This is a genomic window from Mucilaginibacter sp. P25, assembly GCF_050859465.1.
GTDB classification, from domain to species: domain Bacteria; phylum Bacteroidota; class Bacteroidia; order Sphingobacteriales; family Sphingobacteriaceae; genus Mucilaginibacter; species Mucilaginibacter gossypii.
In genome coordinates this window covers 1,896,621-1,916,860 of sequence record NZ_CP193937.1, presented here as the reverse complement: position 1 = coordinate 1,916,860, position 20,240 = coordinate 1,896,621, and the positions used below count along the sequence as shown (strand labels likewise).

Sequence of the window (20,240 nt, the reverse complement as noted above, 5' to 3'; positions counted from 1 at the left end):
AAATACATTGAATAGTAAAAGGCTTAAAGCAGATCGCTTTCAGCCTTTCGCTTTTAGCTTATAACGATCAATGATCCCGCATAATGGCATGGTCCATCTTGTCGCGTTTGGTGCGCAGGTAAGCTTCGTTATGAGGGTTTGACGCTATTTCGATAGGTACGTTTTCAACAACTTCCAAACCGTAGCCGATAAGGCCTGCACGTTTTTTGGGGTTGTTGCTCATTAAACGCATTTTGGTAATACCCAGGCTGCGCAGGATCTGCGCACCGATACCATAATCGCGCTGATCCATTTTAAAACCCAGTTTAAGGTTGGCATCAACAGTATCATAACCGTTTTCCTGCAAATGATAGGCCCTTAATTTATTGATCAGGCCAATGCCGCGGCCTTCCTGGTTCATGTAAACAATAGCGCCCTTACCTTCCCTGCTGATCATCTCCATCGCTTTATGCAACTGCGGACCGCAATCGCAACGGCATGAACCAAAAATATCTCCGGTCATACATGAGCTATGCACGCGGACTAAAATAGGCTCACCGGGCTCCCAGGTTCCTTTTACCAGGGCAAGATGATTTTCGCCGGTATCAACCTGGGTATAAGCTATCATATCAAAATCGCCCCATTCGGTAGGCATTTTAACAGCAACTTCACGCTTTACCATCGACTCATGCTCCAGGCGATAAGCGATCAAATCTCTGATAGATACTATTTTAAGGTTAAATTCTTTGGCTATCTCCAGCAAATCGGGCAGGCGGGCCATATCGCCGTCTTCCTTCATAATTTCGCAGATAACGCCGGCAGGCTCAAAACCGGCTAAAACTGCCAGGTCAATAGCAGCCTCTGTATGCCCGGTGCGGCGCAGTACACCGCCATCCTTGGCTATCAGCGGGAAAATATGCCCCGGGCGACCAAGATCTTCGGGTTTAGTAGCCGGATCGATCAGCGCAAGTGTGGTTTTTGACCTGTCGCTCGCAGAAATGCCTGTAGTGCAGCCATGCCCAAGTAAATCGACAGAAACCGTAAAATTAGTTTCGTGCGATGTGGTGTTATGGCTTACCATAGGCATCAAGTCAAGTTCGCGCGCCCTTTGCGCCGTAATTGGGGCGCAAACCAGGCCGCGGCCATGGCGTACCATAAAATTAATTGTTTCGGGGGTGGCATTGCGGGCGGCCGTTAAAAAGTCGCCCTCGTTTTCACGATCTTCGTCATCAACTACGATAATTGTTTTACCTGCTTTGATTTCTTCAATCGCTTCCTGTATGGTGTTTAACATTCTATACTTACTTGTTGGGTAGCGCCTAAACGCTTGTTTAATCTAAATCAAATTTAACGCATATTACCATGACTTGGGTCGGCCTTGTGTAAAATGATAATGCTTTTATAATATGGCGTTTATTAAATATACCGTTAATGACCGTGGCGGGTTGCCTTGGGCTTAAACTTTGCTGCCACGCGGTTTACAAAGCGTTTATAAATCTCCATATCAAACAAGGCGGAGTCTGTAGCCGCTTTATAAGAAAGGAACAAACCGATAGGCAGCAGCGTGATAATAGAAATCCACATGCCCAAATACTTGTTAATATCGCCGCCCTTAACCGATTTTTCGCCAATAGTGGTAATGATATAGTAGATGAGAAAAAATACCACCGAAACTACAACCGGCAGGCCCAAACCACCTTTGCGGATGATGGAGCCCAGCGGCGCACCGATTAAAAACAATACCAAACAAGCTACCGAAAGGTTATATTTTTTTGATATTCTACAAAATACCTGCGGATACCTTCCGAGTCACCTTTATACCTGTCGCTCCGGTTTTTGATCACATCCTTGATCGACCTTATTTCGGAAGCCGCACTGTTGAGGCTCATTTGCTGTTCGGATAAGGTAAGGCCCTGAAAAACATCTTTTTTAGGATCAAACTCTTTATATTTTTTAATAACCTTTGATTGCGCAGGTATTGAATAGTATTTAATGTATGGTGTAACCAGTTTATAATTCACCATCACATTGCTATCTACTGAACGCTGCGACAGATCGAGATAATGCCTCAGCTGTTTAATGTTCATCATTTGAGATGCCGATTTAAATTCGCTTTCACTGGTGCGGGTGAGCTTAAATGCCGACAGATCAAACTTGGTTTCGGTTTCCTTAAAACGCTCCCGCAGCAGGCGCTGCCTCGTATTATATGTGGCATTTTCGGAAGCGGTTTCTTCATATGTCACCCCATCCTTTAAACGTAATACCAGGTATTTATCGCCCATGGTACGAAACATGGTGCCCTCGCGGGCCAGGATCACCGAATTGTTGTTATCACCTTTCTCACTTTTTTTATAGATCATGATATCGTACAACCGCTGTCCGTCCGGATCCTTACGTTTTACTCGGATTGTGTAGCCAGGAAAACTGGTACTGAACACCCCCTCGGGCAGCAAATCGGCCGATTTTTGTTTCCGGGCATCATACAACAGTGAATAATATTTAAGGTTGGCCACCGGCAGCATATAATCAGAAAAAAGAACGCTGCGATACTAAGTATGGAAATGATCACGATCATTGGGTACATGGCCCGGCGCAACGAAATGCCTGCCGCTTTGATGGCAACGAGCTCGTAATTTTCGCCAAGGGAGCCATAGGTCATGATGGTAGAGAGCAGGATGGATAACGGGAGGGCCATTTGAACATTGGTGGCCGAATTATACATCATGAGCTCCAGGATGGTGTACCAGGCAAAGCCCTTGCCAATAAGGTCGTCAATGTATTTAAACAAAAACAACATTAGCAACACAAACATCACGATGAAAAGCGTAACCAAAAAAGGCCTTATAAATGATTTAAGGAGTAAAAGGTGGATCTTCTTCATCAGTGCTATTTGCAATTAACAGGGGCAAAACCAGTTAGCCGCACAGTTAAAACCCTTTAACGTGCAAAACCAGTTCAGCGTACAAAATTAGCTAAAATAAAGTTTTATCAGGCGCCCAATACACTTATGAGGTAATCGATAGAGTTATCCCAGATCTGCTTTCGTTCTGTAATGGCATCTTCCGTTGCAAAATCAGTAATGGCCAGGGCTACATCATTGGTAAGCTCATCCTGCATTATTTCCATTTCAAAATAATACTGGGCATCATCATCGAGCCATTTAAAACGTACAGACCTGTTTTCCTTAACTGAACAAAGTTTGGCTTTTTGCGATTCGTCATCCCATGTAAAAGTATAAACATGGTCACGAATATTAACCTCATCGGCAAACCATTGAGACAAGCCATTAGGCTCGCTTAAGAAGCTGAACAGGATACGCGGAGATGACTTAATCTCGTACTCAATGGTAAATTTTTTCTTTTCGGACATTCGGTTTACACTTAAAAAAACAGAAACAAAAGTAAATGTGAAACATTTTTTCTAAAGAAAACGAATTTCTACTATATTTGCAAACCTTTTTAGGAACGGCCACTTGTTTTAACGCAAGGCCACTCTTTTTATTAACCAGAAAAAGAGCCATAAAAATAAAAACGGCGGGGTAGCTCAGATGGTTAGAGCGTAGGATTCATAACCCTAAGGTCGGCAGTTCGATCCTGCTCCCCGCTACTTGAAGATGAAGCAGTTACAGTAAAACGTAGCTGCTTTCGTTTTTTCTGGTCATACAATGTTCATGCCACCCCTTAATAATGGAGTTAACGCAATGAATTTACCTGCTTGGGCGAAAACCCGAAATGCCGTGAAAAACTTGCTGAAAAACTTGCCGGGCTGCTGAAACCTACCTGGTAAGCTACTTCGGCAATGGTGGCTGTGCGGCGCGCCAGGAGATCGTGTGCATGTTGTAACCGTATTTCGCGTACCAGTTCGCCAGGGGCCCGGCCAGTTATTGCCTTTAATTTTCGATGCAGTTGAATTCTGCTCATACCAATATCTCCAGCCATCTGATCAGTCCCATAGCTGTTGTCATCCAGGTTATTTTCAACCGCGGCTTTTATCTTATTTAAAAAAGCCTGCTCTATCGTCGGCATATTGGGCAACTCTATCAGCCATCTCTTGTGCATTGCAACATGTTGTTTCAAAATATTGCGCGTCCCGATCAGGTTTCCGATCAGGGCCAGCAGTTCGCGCTTCTCAAAAGGTTTGGCAAGATAAGCATCAGCTCCTGTTTGAATACCTTTTACACGGCTATCTACGTCAGCCTTTGCTGTCAGCATGATGACCGGGATATGGCTTGTCCGTTCGTCTTTTTTCAATGTCCCGCACAACTCATAACCATCTGTATCGGGCATCATCACATCGGTAATAATGAGTGCCGGAATTTGTTCTATACCCATTGTGATTCCTGCCTTGCCGTCCGAAGCGGTAATTACCCGGTATTGCTCCGCAAGCTGGCGTTCAATAAAGTCACGGAGCTCCCGGTGATCCTCTACCAGCAAAATCAAGTCCATATCGGCCTCTGTTTTATCAGGTTTTGCTTCTTCGCTTTCAGCGGCTGCTTTCATAGCCTTAAACTCCACTACACCCTCATGAGCGCCCGCCGCTTCGTCTAAAGGCAACTGGATCACCACCTCGGTAAATGCCCCCTCCCAGCTATTTGCAGCGATACTGCCGCCCATTAGCTCAATCAGTTCTTTACAAAGTGCCAAACCGATACCGCTTCCTTCTGCAGCCTGGCTGCCCGGCGAATTGGCCTGGTAAAAACGACTGAAAATATAGGGAAGCTTTGATCTGGGTATCCCTTTACCTGTATCGCGAACGCGAACTACATATTGATTCCCGGGCATCCCATCATCGTGATAAAGAAAAATCTCCACCCTGCCTATCGCCGTGAATTTTACCGCATTCCCGATAACGTTCAGCATGACCTTGTCCAATTTATCCCGGTCTGCCATTACCCAAAGTTCGCGATAGCTTGACCGAAAATGCAGTGTGATGCCCTTTTGCAATGCAAGCGGCTCAAAACTTTGGACATGGCCTAATAATAATGCGTTTAAATCGAGCGGTTCGTACAACAATTCCATTAATCCCTGCTCCAGTTTACTCAGATCAAGCAACTGGTTGATGAGCCTCAGCAAGCGCTCAGCATTATTCAGGATCATCCTGTAATCCCGCAGCAATGATGGATCGGTGGTCTGGCCGGCAAGTTCCTTAACCGGATTGAGGATGAGCGTTAACGGCGTCCGGAATTCGTGCGCAATATTGCCGAAAAACCTTGATTTAACAGCGTCCAGTTCACGCAGCTTATCCGCCTTTTCTTCTAGTTCGGCTGTGCGTTGCTGTACAATAGCTTCTAATTTTCGAGCTTCGGCCGCAACCTGTTCGGTTCTTTCAGCTTCTTTTAACAGTGCAGAAGCCGACAATGCTTCAACCTCGGCCAGTTGCGCGGCCAATTGCTGGTTTGTGCCGGCATAATCGAGCGCGAGATAAAGGGACAGGCACACGGGTAAAACAAGTTCGCCCGCGCTCATCACAAATACCCGCATTGAATTATAACCGTAAGGCCATACGCCGAACGTATCATCCCAGCAAAAAATATAAACCAGGAAAACTGCCATTACACCCGTTGTAACTAACCACGCCTTGCGCCTGCCTTTACGTATAAGGTGATATACACAGATAAAGCCATCCACATTGCAAACAAGGAACACTAACGAAAAAAAATCAGGAAAATCAGTTTCTTTTAAAATATAAAATTTATAAAAGTAAAAAAGTAAATAGGCTGAGCATACGCACGCCAGGGTAACCTGGCGCCATCGATGTACCTGGCCATAATCTAACTTATACAGCAAAATGAGGCCCCACCACAACAGCAACACCTTCAGGTTATAGGTCATGTAATGAGCAATATATTGTAGCTGCGGATGGGCGGTTAAATAAAAAAGGTATATACCCCCGCTGGTGATGCCTGTTAGCATAACAAACAATGCGTAATAAAAATTCAGCTTCTGCTTCGGATAAAACAGAAAAAGCAAAAAGTGCAGCAAGCCAAGAATGAACGCAGCGGCGGCACACATTGGCACAAAATTATATAGCGTCCGGGCGCGCATTATCCGCTTGCTATACAAATCGTAATTGGTAAGTAACACTTCAAAGCCTACAAAATTACGGTATACACCAAAAGGGTTGGCGTAGTGAATAGTTACCAGATGCGGCGCATTGTCCTTTAACCAAAAAGGTATCATCTCTAATGGTGCCCGGTTGGCTTCCGTTGCTTCAACCGGATGGCCTATTTTGCCATAGCCGCCTATTGGCTCACCATCAATAAATATTTCTGACGCGCCGTCATGATTAATGCGCAGGCCAAATTTTTGGCCCGCCACATCCTTACCTGCTTTTACCCAAATATTAAACCAGCCAATACCTTTCCACCCGGCGGGTAGCTTATCTGTGCCAAATGCCGTGTACTGTACAGCCTCCCAGCCGCCGGAACGGGCATCAGGCGGTGTATTTGCGTTATTTATTTCAGGATGAAAGAACCAGTGTTTATCACGCAGCGATATTTCATTGTAGGCGCCGAAATCTTTGTGATGCAGGGTTACCGTGTCCTGTGCATCGGCCGCACCATACAAACCCAATAGCAAAAGCAGTAAAACAATGGAGCATTTAGCCAGATGCATAATATGTAGATTATGTTTGCGTAAAATCGCAGGGCCTTTTATAATCAAAAATAATATTTTATTTATTATAATATACAGATACTACAGGGCTTTATTCATCACCAGAGCGGCTTTAATATTAGTTAATGCCTTTTTCCAGCCTGGCGTTTTGACCCGCAAATATCTTCCATTCACCGTCCCGTTTTACCACGACGATCATCCGGCGAAACTCAAACGTTTGACCCGGATATCGTTCTGTCGCCGGCAAGGCCTGTTCGTACATGTACAACCGCAAGGTCCTGATTCAGATAGGTAATATCTTCAACAGCCCGGGTATAGTACCGGGTGTTTTTAAAATAAGTATTATGAACCTGCTTATAATGCCTAAAAATATCATCCCGACCTTTATAGTAGGCGCCAAACCAGTTTACCCAGGTAGCATCAGAGGTGTAGTTGGCCGCCAGTTTTTCGGGGCTATGGCTATTCCATGCATCTTCATAATTTTTGATCATCTGCCGTATAGCAGCGTTATTCGATGCTGTGTCAGGCTGCTGGGCCAGTACGCTGGCACTGCATAGCCATATCAGAAGTATCAGGCTTGTTATCTTTTTCATGGGTATTTTATACAGGTGGACAAACATCCATAGCGGATACTACAAATAAAGGTGATACTTCATGATGTTACTTATGTTTATGTTACAAATCCTTTATCTTTTGTTACATAAAGCTAAACCTGCACTATTCATGAAACGATTTTTTACGGCATGAATATTGAAATTAACAGCGTTATGAAATACACACACGTTATTTTAGGAGGAACCGGCCATATCGGTGCCGCGCTTTCGACCTCTTTGCTGCAAAGCCAGCAAAAGGTCATGATCATTGGCCACGATCCGGCTAAAGCTGCCGAATGGACTGTTAAGGGGGCAGCCTATGAGGTTGCAGACATCCGGGACACAGCCCGTTTAAAAGAACTGTTCGGACAGGCGGAACGCCTGTTTGTGCTGAACCCGAATGCGGCTCCCGATAAAGATATCGATGCGGTGGAAAGGGAACAGATCGGCAGTATCCTAAACGCGCTTGAAGGGACGAGAACTGAAAAAGATCGTCGCCGCTTCTACCTATGGCGCACAGCCCGGAGATCATATTTTTGACCTCGGTGCACTGTATGAATTAGAGCAGGGCTTAGCCAAATTGAACATCCCGCTGGCAGTGATCCGCAGCGCTTATTACATGAGCAATTTTGACCAGGCAATACCAGCCGTCCGGGAAAAGGGAGAATTGACCACTTTGTTTCCGGCGGACTTTAAGTTGCCCATGGTTGCGCCGGCAGATATCGGTGCGTTCGCAGCCAAATTAATGCTGGACGACCGGACCGGGCTGTTCTTCCTGGAAGGGCCTGAAACCTATTCTAATCAGGATGTGGCCGAAACATTCGGTAAGCTATTGCACAAAACGGTAAACGTGGTGACTGTGCCGGAAGCTGGATGGAAAGACTTTATGATAAAGGGCGGCTTTTCCGAAAAAGCGGCGGCATCTTTCGCTAATATGACGAAACTTACCATTAGCCAGCAATCGGAAATACCAACCGCCCAACACGGGCCTACTACCTTGTTTCACTACCTGGAAAAGCAATTGCAGGTTAATGATGCTTAAAATACTGTATCTCTTTTTCGTGTTTCATCGCGGCTTCTTGTTTTACCGCAAGGTCAATCTTTTTACTAACCACAAAAAGAGCTATAAAAATAAAAAGCCTAAGGTCGGCGGTTCGATTCTGCTCCCGCTACTAAATGCGCAATTGAGGCATATTTACAGAAAGGGTTCGCTGATTGTGCGTTTCTCGAACCACTTATTGACAGGGACTGATCGATGAATTATTTAGTGAAAGAACTCCAATGCTTAGTCCAATAACGGCCTAAATCAAAATCGATATGCGGCCCTGTTGTAACCGGCGTATCACCATTTATGCGCACGTTCCATTTTTTAGCAATATCTTTTTACCATTAAGTTTAAAAAAAGATAGTCCGTAACCATCCCGATATTTAATGTGCCCAATATTAATAATTTTCGAGTCAGCAATATAAAAGAGGTTACTACTCCAATTTCTTCCCATGCAACAATCTTCATATGAATAATAATATTTTGTCCTGGGTATTTCTCGAGCATTCGAACAATTGCCAGCTAACTTAAACCGTTTTGATTTTGGGTCATAAATAATCAGGTCTTGCTGGCCAGAATCCACAGCTATTAATTCTAATACTATATCCTTATATCCATCACTATTAAAATCCAGGAATTTAAAGCTTACAACTCCGCCATCTTTATAGGTGTAAACAATTTTACCGCTCTCATCTTTTATATAGAATTTAACTCCCCAATTGTCAATAATATTAACGGCAGTATATTTATTGCCATCTATAATTTCCGTTCCACGTTGTAAAACTGAATCTTTCTTTAAAACAGCTGAATTAAGGCTTTCCTCAGTTTTTGCACAGAGTTGTTGATAAGAATAATTTAGAGGTAAAGACAATAGCAAAAATTTACAGAGAAAGTTCATTAATGCAATTTAATCTAAAAGATCGGGGCATGACAGATATGAGCAAAAAAACCTCAATATTATTAATTACTACGGGAGTTCATTTGTCACAATAGACTAAACTTTTAAGAATCTCAAGGAACCAGTTCAAAAATTGCCCGGTAAAAGCTACTAAAGCCGCCATTTGTATACCAATGGCGGCTTTTTACTGATTTTCTTTGAAGGGTCTGGGCAGAACTTTAGATCGCACAGGCCTTTACTCCAATTCGTAGTTGTTTCCTTATTGTTTCTCCACGTGATTAAAAAATTCAGCCATTTGCGCCAAACCAGTTTTTGAAAACATTCTCTCCGAATTTTCCAGCGTGTCTTTTGTGGCTTTAGCTCCTCTTTCAACCATTTCTTTTTCAAAATGGGCAATCGCTTCTTTGATATCAGTAAATTGATTCCCGGTTAAACATTCGGCCAGTTCAAACGAATCCTGCAATGCCACATTAGCACCTTCGCCTGCATATGGTGGCATCCGGTGCGCGGCATCCCCAATCATTGTAAGGCTCTCATCCGTTTCCCAGCTTTGATTTAATGGAAAATAATATTGCGGGCGGGGAATGAAACAAACTGCATCATTTGTAAAAAACTCATGCCATTCATCGCTCCAGCTGGCAAAATCTTTCTTAAACCATTCAAAAACTTCCTCTCTGTTATTGAAATTAATGCCGCTTTGTTCCAGCCAGTTTTCGGGCGTTTTAAAATTCACCACAAACATAATTGAGCCATCAGCTTTTGTGCCATAACCTACAAATTGTCCGTCATCAAACGCCATTACTTTACCTCCCCTTGCAAAGGAAAAAAGTTTTGGGGTGTATTTTTCAGCATTGTAAATATTGCCTTCAATCAGCGTGATACCTGAGTAAACCGGTTCAACATCACTTAAATAAGGCCGCACTTTTGAATTGGCCCCGTCAGCCGCAATTACCAGATCGGCATAGGCATTCGATCCGTTTTTAAAAAACAAACGCCAGCCTTTTCTTTCTCTTTCCATTGAAATGAAATGGCTGTCCCATACCACGGTATCCTGCCGCAATGAGTTCAATAAAATATCCCGCAAAGGCGCACGGTCTATTTCGGGGCGGGTTTCTGCGGTAATAGTCGCAAAGTTGTGGTCATCAAAAGCAATATCGAGCATTCTGTCTACAAGCAGCATCTTACTTGCTACAGGACGGTGGTATTTATAAAATTTATCCAGCAAACCGCTCCGTTTCAGCGCTTCCAGTCCTGTGCCTTCGTGCAGGTCGAGCGTGGCACCCTGCACCCGTACATTTCTGTCTATATCCCGTTCATATACTTTTACATCTGCACCTTTAAGTTGTAAAAGCCTTGCTAAGGCCAACCCCGCCGGTCCGCCACCTACTATGGCAACCTGTTTATTATCTAATAACATAATTTTTCATCGTTTAATTACGATGCAAAATTATTTCTGCCTTATGGCTGATAATAGTATAAATCGGTCGTTTTTGTTTTTAGATAATTCTTTGGGCACAACGCCCGAAAACTTCTTCACTTCTTTGATAAAGTGGTTCTGGTCAAAAAGTTCTCCTCCGGAAACAGCCGGCCGTCTGCAATATGCTCCAACGAGGCGCGGAAACGAAGAATATTGCAATAGGCTTTAAGTGAGATCCCGAATTGCTGATTAAAGTAGCGATTTATCTGCCTGCTGCTCCAAAACACTTTTCCGGAAAGCTCTTTAACCGTGATCGTCCCTTTCGTTACATAAATCAGTTCAAACAATTTCCGTTTACGTTCATCTATATCTTCCGGCATGAGCGATTTGATTTTTTGCGTTGCTTTTTCTACAAAGCAGTCAAAATCCAGCAGGTCGTTTTCGGTAAACCCCCAATAGCCATCTGGTAAGAACCTGCCACCGTTTACTATATTGGCAATGGCCTCTCCAAAAATATACTCAACGGCAAGCAATTTGAAGCTAATGCAGAATATTACGCTATTGGCCGAAACTTTGGCCTGTTCAAACTGGGTTAACCCTCCAAGCTGTGCAATACTAAAAGGCTGTGTAGCGGATTTAAAAAGCAATATATCAATAAGTCCGTCGGGTAACCCTGTTGTATCTTTATCGGCGTCAGATAGGTTACGTAAAAACCAAAAGCTATCAACAAAATCCGAAAGTGGTTTACCGGGCCTAACAATTCTGTATTCCAGGTTATTGCTCATAGCTTTTGTTAATTTGCTTTGTTGTATTGTAAATCCGCAGTTGATCAGTGATTTACCGGCGGTTTAACTATTAAGCAGCAGGTAAACTTAAATAAAATGTGGTTCCTGTACCCATAGTTGTTTCAAACCAAATTTTGCCGTTGGCATTTTCAATAGAGTTTTTGATGAATGCAAGGCCTAAACCCGTTCCGGAGCTTTTGGTGGTAAAGTTTGGCTCAAAGATCTTTTCACGCATCTCTTCCGGAATCCCGTTACCGTTATCTTTGATGGTAAGCAGGATGTTTTTGCTGGTTACCAGGTAATTGATATCTATGATGCACTTCCTGTCTTGAGGGGTGGCTTCAATAGCATTTTTCAACAGGTTATTAAAACAGCGCAATAGCTGGTCGCGATCGGCATTAATAATGAATGCACTTTCTGGTTGCAGATAGGTGATCTGCACGTTATCCATCTGTTTAAAAATGGTAACTGCCTGGTTTAACATATCAAAAATATTGATCTGCTCAATACGGGTATCCGGCATCTTGGCAAATGCCGAAAACTCCGACGCTATCGACGACAGGCTTTCAATCTGCTCTACAAATGACTTGCTGAAACGTTCAAATTTTTGATCAAACCTGGGATCTTTGTCCTTCCATGATTTATCAAGCAGTTGTAAGCCCAGTTTTAGCGGCGTTAGCGGGTTTTTGATTTCATGCGCAACCTGCTTGGCCATTTCGCGCCAGGCACTTTCGCGTTCGGATTGTGCCAGCCGCTGGGCACTGTTTTCAAGGGCCGATATCATTTTGTTATACTCCTTAACCAATGCGCCGATCTCGTCATCGCGCGACCATTTGATATGTTCGTTCTTTTTACCGTAGATGGTTTTGCTGAGGCTTTGTTGTATAAAGTTTAAGGGCGCGGTTATTTGCCTTGCTATAATAATGGCAAATAAGCCAATTGCTATAAAAACTATGGCGTAAACGTTTATCATCACATTAAGCAATGAGCTTATTCGCTCTCGGTAATCGGCTTCATTACTAAAATAAGGCAGCTGAATATAGGCAACCGTTTTGTTTGATGCAGTAAGGGTTACCGGGGCATAGGCCGCTTTATAGCTCAGTTCGCCAATTTTTTCATCGTTTACAAACTCGGTTTTTTGCAATTTGCTCAAAAAGATGAATGCACGGGCGTTCATCCGTTTTGCCACGAGGCCGTTTTCATAAATTTTAGGCTGAGTGGTTAATAAGGGAACACCATTGGTATCAAACAAAGTGAGATCGGTTGCGTAAGTATTGGCCAATTCATTGAAATGAACCTGGCTCTCCTCATTGAGATGCTCAACATACTGGGTAAAAAGGCCGTTTTCAAATGCCGATGCTATACGGGTTATTTTATCCCTGATCATTTTTTCCTGCTGGGTATAGTACTGGTTACTGATGGATAAAAAAGTAATAAAACCAACAAGCACCAAGGTAACCACTACGGCCAATATCATCGAGATCTGGATGCGGGTTTTATACAATACCTTATCAAAATTTATCCTGAAGTTTATCTTCAGTCCGTCTTCTGCTATGTTAAAGATTTTGATGCGGGCCCACGACCATTTTAAAGTGATGATAACCGCGCTGAATATCAGTATAACCACCAAAAAGAAGGTGAGCGAAGTAACCGCATAGTAAAGTGAGTTTTCCTCCCTGCTAACAACAATCAGGTTTCTTTCGCTGGGCCTGTATATCAGGTGATTGTATGTTGTAAAGCTTTCGTACCAGGCAGTGCTGCGGTTTTTCGTGGTTTTTTCGGTGTATTTTTTCAGGTCGCCTTTAAACTCCCTGTTATCAAGCGAGTAAACATAGGTGCCGCGCTGGCTCAGCAATTTGTTATCGCTATAAAAGGCGTATGAATAATCTTTAAAGTCATTTTCCGGGCTTATGTTGCCGTCAATCAATAACTCAGGGAAAGCACCTGATAATTGCAGCGGTTTTGATTTAAGTTCAATTACAATAGTGCCCAATTGCTTATTACTGGTATTTACAGGCAGTATGGCAAAGTAATTCTGATATCCGAATGATTCGTTTTCGCGGTAAAAATAGTCGGATACCTTAAATGAGCTATATAGTACGAGGTCTTTAAACACACTCAGCGAGTAGTTTTTATCTGCCGAGGTAGGTTCTTCATTGGCATCAAATTCATGAACTTTAAACTCGTACTTTGACAGGTAGCCATCAAAATACAGTTTTTGGAAACGGGTTTTAAGATAATCGCCGTTGTGCAGGCCGTTGGTAAAATAGCGTACTATGGCCGTATCCGTTATAATTTGGTTTTCTATCCTTTTAAAAATATAATCGGCCGTAGCATCATCCGGGATCTCCAGTTTTTGTACCAGGGCCCTCCGGGTTTCGTGCTCTTTCTGATCTTCAAAATGATTAAGCTTAATTGCTGCTATCAGGGCACAAACAAACACGATACCTAAAAACGATGTGGCAAAAAGCTGCTCTTTATAGTAAATAAAATTATAAGCCCTTATCAGTACCAACAGTGCCCACAATATGTAAAACAAAGTAAATTCATTATAATAGGTAAACACGGCGGTAGCTATGATAATTCCAGTCAAAAACAGGAATAACTGGTGCGTTCGGGGTACGTTAAGCTTCAGACATATAGTTAAAATGATTTCATTGAGCAGGTAAAATATCAAAAAGCTAAAACAGAGCATTAATACCCCCAATATGCTGAACCCCGTTAAGCTGAGTACATTGTTTACATCAAAATTGATTTTTGAGTTGATAACCAGGCCATGAAACAAACGCAATAATGATGTTGACACCCCTACAAGTGTTAAAATAGCAATAACCACAATAACATAGCCGGCAGTTTTGCTTTGCACATTGGTTAAAAACCTGCGGCGCTGCCTGTACACAAAGGCTACGAACCAAAAAATGACCAGAATATTGATACAAAAATCGCCCAGCGAAGGATAAACCAGGCTTGAGCCATAAAATGCCGGATTGAAAATGCTAAGCTTATAAGTAAAATCGGGCAGGTTATAATGCAGGTTAACAAACCTGAACAGCACAATATATAAAGCAAGGAATATGATAGATAATACCACATACCCTTTTGATGCCACGTAATTGCAAATATTATGCATCAGTACACAAAGCGTAATGGCGGTGAGTATCCAAAATGAAAGTTCATAGTAAACAAAATCATTATTGGCGTCATTATTTTTAAGCTTTACCGAAAACAGGTAATCATTATCGCTGCTATGAACTTCATAAACGTTGACATCTGTAAAATCGGCTATGTCAATATTATCATCGTCGAGCAGATCCCTGGCAAATTTGTTTTGAAGGTATTTATTCTGGAACGCATAATTGATCTTAACCGGAATAAAGAAGATAACCGAAAAATTCCCTTCCGTTTTCCGGAACGTTTCATAATACCCATTGGGCTGCTTAATAAAGGAATAACCATCTTTAATGGTATTGGTACTATCCGGCAATACCTTTATGCCGCTCCAAAAGCTTAATTTATTATTGGTTAAGGTTATAAACCAAATGCTGTTTTGGGTGGTGAAATTTTCAATAGCATTAATAGCGTCCTGCTCATTATTGCGCAGGTTCATCATCTTTTTAAAACGTTCGGTGCCGTTAAGCTGCTTATTTATAAACGCTTCTTTGTTATGGAGATTGTCTTCAAGTATCCGGGCAGACTGCACAAGGCTATTTACGGGCGTATATGTTTTTTGAACAATAACGGCCGTAAGCAGCAAACTAAGCCCTAAAAGGGCAAGCAATAGGCGTATTTTTCCGGAAGTAGTCAAGATGTTGCTATACTATGGATTTTTTGTTTAATACAAGCCTATAACAAAAATAAAAGCCACATGTTGTATGTGGCTTTTAAAAATTATTGCGGTAACGCGGCGCTTGCAGTTTCAACGGTTTTATCAACCTTTTTAACAAGGCCCTGCAGTACGTTACCCGGCCCTACTTCGGTAAATGAAGTGGCACCATCTTCAAGCATATGCATTACGGTTTGTGTCCACCTAACGGCACCGGTAAGCTGAGCTATCAGGTTGTGTTTAATCCGTTCAGGATCGGTATATGGCTTGGCATCTATGTTTTGATAGATGGGGCAAATGGGGGCTTTGATCTCGGTAGCCACAATCGCGGCCTCCAGTTCAACCCTCGCGGCCTCCATTAACGGCGAATGGAACGCTCCGCCTACTTTGAGCTTCAGGGCACGTTTTGCACCGGCTTCGGTCATCTTAATACAAGCCTCGTCAATACCGGCAATGGAGCCCGATATCACCAGCTGGCCAGGGCAGTTGTAATTTGCAGGCACAACAACCTCGCTTATGCGCTGGCAAATATCTTCTACAGTAAAATCATCCAGGCCTAAAATAGCGGCCATGGTTGATGGTTGTATTTCACAAGCTTTTTGCATAGCGTTGGCACGTGCTGCTACCAAACGCAAGCCATCTTCAAATGATAAAGCGCCTGCGGCTACCAGGGCCGAAAATTCACCCAGTGAGTGGCCCGCAACCATTTCGGGCTTAAAATCATCACCCAAAACTGTGGCCAAAATGGTTGAATGTAAGTAAATAGCAGGCTGGGTAACGTTGGTTTGCACCAGGTCATCGGCTGTGCCTTCAAACATTACATCAGTAATGCGGAAACCCAGGATTTCGTTGGCTTTTTCAAACAGCTCACGTGCTTTTTCTGATTGATTGTACAGGTCCTTGCCCATACCCGGAAACTGGGCGCCCTGGCCCGGGAAAATATATGCTTTCATTTTAGAGATTAGAGGTTAGTTAATTAGAGATTGGTTGTATACGATTAAAGGCGGGAATCTGATTAGGTTTTTAAAAACTAATCTCTGATCTCCAACCTCTAATCTCTCCCCAACGGGGCTTAACTTAACTTCGAACTTATCAAATTCAAAAACTCAGTCCTGGTTTTTTCTTTCAGGAACTCGCCGGTAAAGGCCGACGTGGTGGTTACCGAGTTTTGTTTTTGTACGCCGCGCATGCTCATGCACAGGTGGCGGCATTCAATTACCACACCAACGCCTACAGGGTTCAGTGTTTGCTGAATACAATCGCGGATCTCGTTTGTTAAACGTTCCTGCACCTGCAAACGGCGGGCGAAAACATCAACCACGCGTGGGATCTTGCTTAAACCAACCACATGTCCGTTAGGAATGTAGGCTACGTGCGCCTTGCCAAAAAGGGTAGCATATGGTGCTCGCACATCGAATAAACTTCAATGTCTTTTACTACCACCATCTGGCTGTAATCTTCCTTGAATTTGGCCGAGTTCAGGATTTCTTCGGCATTAAGCTCGTAACCGTGGGTTAAATAAAGCATGGCTTTTGCAACGCGTTCGGGGGTTTTTAACAAACCCTCGCGTGCGGCATCTTCGCCTAATTGCTTTAGTACGTCTCGGTAGTTATCTTTCAAACTATCAATCCGGTCCTGGTTATAACGATCTATTTTAATGTATCCGCCGAAATCGTCATCGTCGGTATCCTGGCTAAATTGTGAGTCGCTCATTTTATAAAATTAACCGCCAAAATACTCGGCAGAATTATTTTCAGTTTCGTAAAGCTTAACCGAATGTAAAAACACACCCTCATAAGCTTCTATAGGTCCTTTTAACTGGTTAAAGATCTCAATGCAGAGCAACTCGGTCGATGCCATTTTGCCCGCCATAAAATCAACATCCTTGTTGATGTTTTTATGGTCAAGTTTTTCAATAACATACTCGTTGATTATAATTTTAAGCTCTTTTAAATCGATAAGATAACCGGTAGCGTGCGTGACTTCGCCCTTTACAGTTACAAACAGGTTGTAATTGTGACCATGCCAGTTGGGGTTGGCGCATTTGCCAAACACCTCAAAGTTTTTTTCAGCGCTCCATTCCTCACGGTACATCCGGTGAGCGGCATTAAAATGTTCCTTGCGCGTTATATGTATCATCATAACAAAAGTGGGTGCAAATATACAAAACAAAAACAGGGTAGTTGTTTTATATTAGCCGTCAAAATAATGCAATATGCTTATACTCATTGTTGCAGCTACCAAATTTGAGGTTGCCCCCTCGTAAATCAATTGGGCAATAAGGTTGATGTACTGATAACCGGTGCAGGCATGGTACCAACAGCCTTTGGCATGGCCCGGCAATTAAGCAACCATACCTATGATCTTGTACTCAATCTTGGCATAGCAGGCAGTTTCGACCGTAATTTCAATTTAGGCGATGTGCTGGAAGTAACCGAAGATACCTTTGCTGAGCTTGGCGCACAGGATGACGAAGCTTTTATCCCCATTGATACGCTTGGCTTTGGCGAGAGTGTTTTTTTGCCCACAACATCGCTTGAGCAGGTTTATCCAAACTTTTTTCTGAAAAAGGCAAAGGCTATAACCGTTAATACGGTGCACGGCCACGAGCCATCCATCCAAAAAGTACAGCAACGGTTACACCCGCAATTGGAAAGTATGGAAGGTGCGGCTTTTTTTACGCCTGCCGGCAGATGAACGTACCTGGCATGCAAATCAGGGCAGTGTCAAATTATGTTGAGAAACGTAATCGTGAGGCCTGGAACATTGGGCTGGCCATTAAAAATCTGAATACATTTGCCATCGACCTGGTGAACCAGATCATTAACAGTTAATACTACCCGCATGAAACTAACGCTCGGATTTTCGCCCTGCCCTAACGATACATTTATTTTTGATGCCCTCATCCATCATAAAATTGACACCGAAGGCCTGGAGTTTGAAGTATTTTATGATGATGTGGAAACGCTTAACCAAAAAGCCTTTCGCGGCGAATTGGACATTACCAAACTGAGCTATCACGCTTTTGCTTATGTAACTGACAAGTATGTACTGCTTGACTCGGGCAGCGCGCTGGGTTTTGGGGTTGGGCCTATGCTTATTTTCAACCCACCGGTAACGCGCTTTGTAAATGATGAGGATAAAGAAATATTTAAGGGAGAATCGGGCACAAGTGAAAAAGTTGATTTAGCGCCTATTGTTTCTAAATCCAAAATTGGGATCCCTGGAAAATATACAACCGCCAATTTCTTACTAAGCCTCGCGTTTCCGGAAGCAAATAACAAAACAGAAATTGTTTTTTCTGAAATAGAAAATTCTGTACTAAACGGAACCATTGATTTTGGATTGATCATCCACGAAAACAGGTTTACTTATCAGGACAGGGGACTGGCTAAATTAATCGACCTTGGCGATTACTGGGAAAAACGTACGGGTTGCGCTATACCGCTTGGGGGCATTGTAGCTAACCGTAATTTACCGCTGGATGTTCAGCATAAAATTAACCGGGTACTGCGTAAATCGGTTGAGTTTGCTTTTGCCAATCCAAAATCAGGCCTGGAGTTCATTAAACAACACGCCCAGGAAATGAGTGAAGAAGTGATGTACAAGCATATTGAACTTTATGTAAATCAATACTCAGTTGAGCTGGGGGAAGAAGGGCGTAAAGCTATTAACCTGATGTTTGATACCGCATTGGAGAAGGGCATTATACCGGAGGTGAAGCAGGGTATATTTTTGACTGATTAGTCTAACTGCATTGCTTCCAAAAACAAAAGAGGGACTCACCAAAAAGTGCGTCCCTCTTTTGTTTATATTATTTTCAACCAATTATCAATACAACAAAGCGTCATACGGATACCTTTCAGTATGTATAGCCTTCACTTCTTTATAAAGTAAGGCCCTAAACTCCTCCACATTTTCCTTTTTAGTTGCGGAGATAAATATGGCAGGAGCATTGTTTTTGGCCATCCAGCTTTGTTTAAAGTCTTCCAGTGTCAATGGTTCTTCCTGTTGCGGTAACTGGTGATCTTCGGGTTTAAAGGCATCTATCTTGTTAAATACAGTAATAATGCGTTTATCGATCGCACCTATATCTTTCAGGGTTTCGTTAACGGTACGGATCTGGTCTTCAAAATTGGGATGCGAAATATCCACTACATGGATCAGGATATCCGCCTCGCGGGTTTCATCAAGTGTTGATTTAAAACACTCAACCAAATGGTGCGGCAATTTGCGGATAAACCCTACCGTATCCGACATCAGGAAAGGCAGGTTCTCGATCACAACTTTCCTCACCGTAGTATCCAGTGTGGCAAACAGCTTATTCTCCGCAAACACTTCCGATTTAGCTATCATATTCATGATAGTTGATTTACCTACGTTGGTATAACCAACCAATGCTGTACGTACAAGTTGATGGCGATTTTTGCGCTGGGTCTCGTTCTGCTTGTCTATCTGCTTCAGTTTATCCTTAAGCAGCGAGATTTTATTCAGGATCAAACGACGGTCGGTTTCAATTTGCGACTCACCCGGGCCGCGCATACCAATACCACCTTTCTGGCGCTCCAGGTGGGTCCAGAGGCGGGTAAGGCGGGGCAGCAGGTATTGCAATTGCGCCAGTTCAACCTGGGTTTTGGCCTGCGCTGTTTGGGCACGGCTTGCAAAAATATCCAGGATGAGGTTATTCCGATCGAGGATCTTTACCTGCAGTTCGTTCTCAATATTACGCAATTGCGATGGCGAAAGGCCATCATCAAAAATAACTATATCAATTTCTTCTTCTTTAACGTAGGCTTTAATATCTTCCAGCTTACCTGAGCCAACAAAAGTTGCCCTGTCCGGGCGCTGTAGTTTTTGAGTGAAATGGCTCACCGTTAACGCTCCCGCGGTGCTGGCCAAAAACTCGAGCTCTTCCAGGTGCTCTTTCTCAATCTCGTCGGTTTCATTGGGGGTTATTACACCCACAAGTACCGCTTTTTCCTGCTTCACAGCAGTATCATAAAATTTTTGCTTCATTAATTACAGTATATCAATCAAAGTGCCAATTAAATAAATGTACGTAAACGGGGCTATGAAATAAAATTTT

At 43.0% G+C, this 20,240-nt stretch carries 17 protein-coding genes, 1 tRNA gene and 2 pseudogenes; 6 read left to right on the top strand and 14 right to left on the bottom strand.

Translation table 11 applies throughout. The features are described 5' to 3' along the window. Positions 1–67: 67 nt before the first annotated feature. The 4 genes and pseudogenes from ACRQ5D_RS10085 to ACRQ5D_RS10070 all read right to left on the bottom strand — a co-directional run bounded on the left by ACRQ5D_RS10085 (position 68) and on the right by ACRQ5D_RS10070 (position 3,348). Positions 68–1,273, bottom strand: coding sequence for a bifunctional 3,4-dihydroxy-2-butanone-4-phosphate synthase/GTP cyclohydrolase II (locus ACRQ5D_RS10085; protein WP_091175949.1), 1,206 nt, complete (start codon positions 1,271–1,273; stop codon positions 68–70). 134 nt (positions 1,274–1,407) lie between these two features. Next, complete coding sequence (locus ACRQ5D_RS10080; protein WP_431199513.1) at positions 1,408–1,725, bottom strand: LptF/LptG family permease; 318 nt, start codon at positions 1,723–1,725, stop codon at positions 1,408–1,410. A 5-nt stretch (positions 1,726–1,730) separates the two neighbouring features. Then, positions 1,731–2,791, bottom strand: a pseudogene (locus ACRQ5D_RS10075) (LptF/LptG family permease). Between the two features lie 176 nt (positions 2,792–2,967). Next, a complete protein-coding gene (locus ACRQ5D_RS10070) occupies positions 2,968–3,348 on the bottom strand; it encodes an START-like domain-containing protein (protein WP_090534561.1) in 381 nt (126 codons plus the stop codon). Positions 3,349–3,511: 163 nt separating this feature from the next. On the opposite strand from ACRQ5D_RS10070, the gene ACRQ5D_RS10065 reads away from it, so the two are divergent. Continuing rightward, positions 3,512–3,585 (top strand) — tRNA-Met (locus ACRQ5D_RS10065). 86 nt (positions 3,586–3,671) lie between these two features. On the opposite strand, the gene ACRQ5D_RS10060 is transcribed toward ACRQ5D_RS10065, so the two are convergent. Next, entirely contained in the window at positions 3,672–6,593 is a 2,922-nt protein-coding gene (locus tag ACRQ5D_RS10060; RefSeq protein WP_091175941.1) for a response regulator, read from the bottom strand. A 209-nt stretch (positions 6,594–6,802) separates the two neighbouring features. Further along, a complete protein-coding gene (locus tag ACRQ5D_RS10055; protein ID WP_432328797.1) occupies positions 6,803–7,186 on the bottom strand; it encodes an SgcJ/EcaC family oxidoreductase in 384 nt (127 codons plus the stop codon). Positions 7,187–7,360: 174 nt separating this feature from the next. Here ACRQ5D_RS10055 and ACRQ5D_RS10050 point away from each other — a divergent pair, with 174 nt between their 5' ends. Together ACRQ5D_RS10050 and ACRQ5D_RS10045 are read left to right on the top strand one after the other, a co-directional pair. Continuing rightward, complete coding sequence (locus ACRQ5D_RS10050; protein ID WP_431199509.1) at positions 7,361–7,726, top strand: NAD-dependent epimerase/dehydratase family protein; 366 nt, start codon at positions 7,361–7,363, stop codon at positions 7,724–7,726. Beyond that, on the top strand, positions 7,653–8,228 hold the full coding sequence (locus ACRQ5D_RS10045; protein ID WP_432328795.1) for an NmrA family NAD(P)-binding protein: 576 nt from the start codon (positions 7,653–7,655) through the stop codon (positions 8,226–8,228). The genes ACRQ5D_RS10050 and ACRQ5D_RS10045 overlap by 74 nt, the downstream gene beginning before the upstream one ends. 307 nt (positions 8,229–8,535) lie before the next feature. Here the strand turns inward: ACRQ5D_RS10045 and ACRQ5D_RS10040 are convergent, their stop codons facing one another. The 7 genes and pseudogenes from ACRQ5D_RS10040 to ACRQ5D_RS10010 all read right to left on the bottom strand — a co-directional run bounded on the left by ACRQ5D_RS10040 (position 8,536) and on the right by ACRQ5D_RS10010 (position 17,293). Next, positions 8,536–9,102, bottom strand: a complete 567-nt coding sequence (locus ACRQ5D_RS10040; protein WP_432328793.1) for a hypothetical protein — start codon at positions 9,100–9,102, stop codon at positions 8,536–8,538. 286 nt (positions 9,103–9,388) lie between these two features. Then, on the bottom strand, positions 9,389–10,546 hold the full coding sequence (locus tag ACRQ5D_RS10035; protein ID WP_091175926.1) for an FAD-dependent oxidoreductase: 1,158 nt from the start codon (positions 10,544–10,546) through the stop codon (positions 9,389–9,391). A gap of 116 nt (positions 10,547–10,662) precedes the next feature. Then, entirely contained in the window at positions 10,663–11,331 is a 669-nt protein-coding gene (locus ACRQ5D_RS10030; RefSeq protein WP_431199506.1) for a DUF6597 domain-containing transcriptional factor, read from the bottom strand. Between the two features lie 70 nt (positions 11,332–11,401). After that, positions 11,402–15,136, bottom strand: a complete 3,735-nt coding sequence (locus ACRQ5D_RS10025) for an ATP-binding protein (protein WP_091175922.1) — start codon at positions 15,134–15,136, stop codon at positions 11,402–11,404. An 83-nt stretch (positions 15,137–15,219) separates the two neighbouring features. After that, positions 15,220–16,107, bottom strand: a complete 888-nt coding sequence (gene fabD, locus ACRQ5D_RS10020; RefSeq protein ID WP_091175920.1) for an ACP S-malonyltransferase — start codon at positions 16,105–16,107, stop codon at positions 15,220–15,222. A 119-nt stretch (positions 16,108–16,226) separates the two neighbouring features. Further along, positions 16,227–16,867: pseudogene (gene folE / locus ACRQ5D_RS10015) on the bottom strand (GTP cyclohydrolase I FolE). A 9-nt stretch (positions 16,868–16,876) separates the two neighbouring features. Next, positions 16,877–17,293 carry a 6-pyruvoyl trahydropterin synthase family protein gene (locus ACRQ5D_RS10010; RefSeq protein WP_090534603.1) on the bottom strand — a complete coding sequence of 139 codons (417 nt, stop codon included), beginning with the start codon at positions 17,291–17,293 and terminating at the stop codon, positions 16,877–16,879. A 132-nt stretch (positions 17,294–17,425) separates the two neighbouring features. On the opposite strand from ACRQ5D_RS10010, the gene ACRQ5D_RS10005 reads away from it, so the two are divergent. The 3 genes from ACRQ5D_RS10005 to ACRQ5D_RS09995 are packed head-to-tail and all read left to right on the top strand — an operon-like array spanning position 17,426 to position 18,901. Next, complete coding sequence (locus ACRQ5D_RS10005; protein WP_431199505.1) at positions 17,426–17,851, top strand: hypothetical protein; 426 nt, start codon at positions 17,426–17,428, stop codon at positions 17,849–17,851. After that, a complete protein-coding gene (locus tag ACRQ5D_RS10000; RefSeq protein WP_431199504.1) occupies positions 17,848–17,988 on the top strand; it encodes a hypothetical protein in 141 nt (46 codons plus the stop codon). Before ACRQ5D_RS10005 ends, ACRQ5D_RS10000 begins: the two co-directional genes overlap by 4 nt. A gap of 10 nt (positions 17,989–17,998) precedes the next feature. Continuing rightward, entirely contained in the window at positions 17,999–18,901 is a 903-nt protein-coding gene (locus ACRQ5D_RS09995) for a menaquinone biosynthesis family protein (protein ID WP_091175913.1), read from the top strand. 84 nt (positions 18,902–18,985) lie between these two features. Here ACRQ5D_RS09995 and hflX read toward each other — a convergent pair whose 3' ends face one another. Then, positions 18,986–20,170: a GTPase HflX gene (gene hflX / locus ACRQ5D_RS09990; protein WP_091175910.1), complete on the bottom strand. Its 1,185-nt coding sequence runs from the start codon at positions 20,168–20,170 to the stop codon at positions 18,986–18,988. Positions 20,171–20,240: the final 70 nt, after the last annotated feature.

Coding starts and splice junctions, on each gene's coding strand:
- ACRQ5D_RS10070 (WP_090534561.1), bottom strand. CDS start 3,348: ATGTCCGAAAAGAAAAAATTTACCATTGAGTACGAGATTAAGTCATCT.
- ACRQ5D_RS10030 (WP_431199506.1), bottom strand. CDS start 11,331: ATGAGCAATAACCTGGAATACAGAATTGTTAGGCCCGGTAAACCACTT.
- hflX (WP_091175910.1), bottom strand. CDS start 20,170: ATGAAGCAAAAATTTTATGATACTGCTGTGAAGCAGGAAAAAGCGGTA.
- ACRQ5D_RS10000 (WP_431199504.1), top strand. CDS start 17,848: ATGAACGTACCTGGCATGCAAATCAGGGCAGTGTCAAATTATGTTGAG.
- ACRQ5D_RS10035 (WP_091175926.1), bottom strand. CDS start 10,546: ATGTTATTAGATAATAAACAGGTTGCCATAGTAGGTGGCGGACCGGCG.
- ACRQ5D_RS09995 (WP_091175913.1), top strand. CDS start 17,999: ATGAAACTAACGCTCGGATTTTCGCCCTGCCCTAACGATACATTTATT.
- ACRQ5D_RS10060 (WP_091175941.1), bottom strand. CDS start 6,593: ATGCATCTGGCTAAATGCTCCATTGTTTTACTGCTTTTGCTATTGGGT.
- ACRQ5D_RS10010 (WP_090534603.1), bottom strand. CDS start 17,293: ATGATACATATAACGCGCAAGGAACATTTTAATGCCGCTCACCGGATG.
- ACRQ5D_RS10085 (WP_091175949.1), bottom strand. CDS start 1,273: ATGTTAAACACCATACAGGAAGCGATTGAAGAAATCAAAGCAGGTAAA.
- ACRQ5D_RS10055 (WP_432328797.1), bottom strand. CDS start 7,186: ATGAAAAAGATAACAAGCCTGATACTTCTGATATGGCTATGCAGTGCC.
- fabD (WP_091175920.1), bottom strand. CDS start 16,107: ATGAAAGCATATATTTTCCCGGGCCAGGGCGCCCAGTTTCCGGGTATG.
- ACRQ5D_RS10050 (WP_431199509.1), top strand. CDS start 7,361: ATGAAATACACACACGTTATTTTAGGAGGAACCGGCCATATCGGTGCC.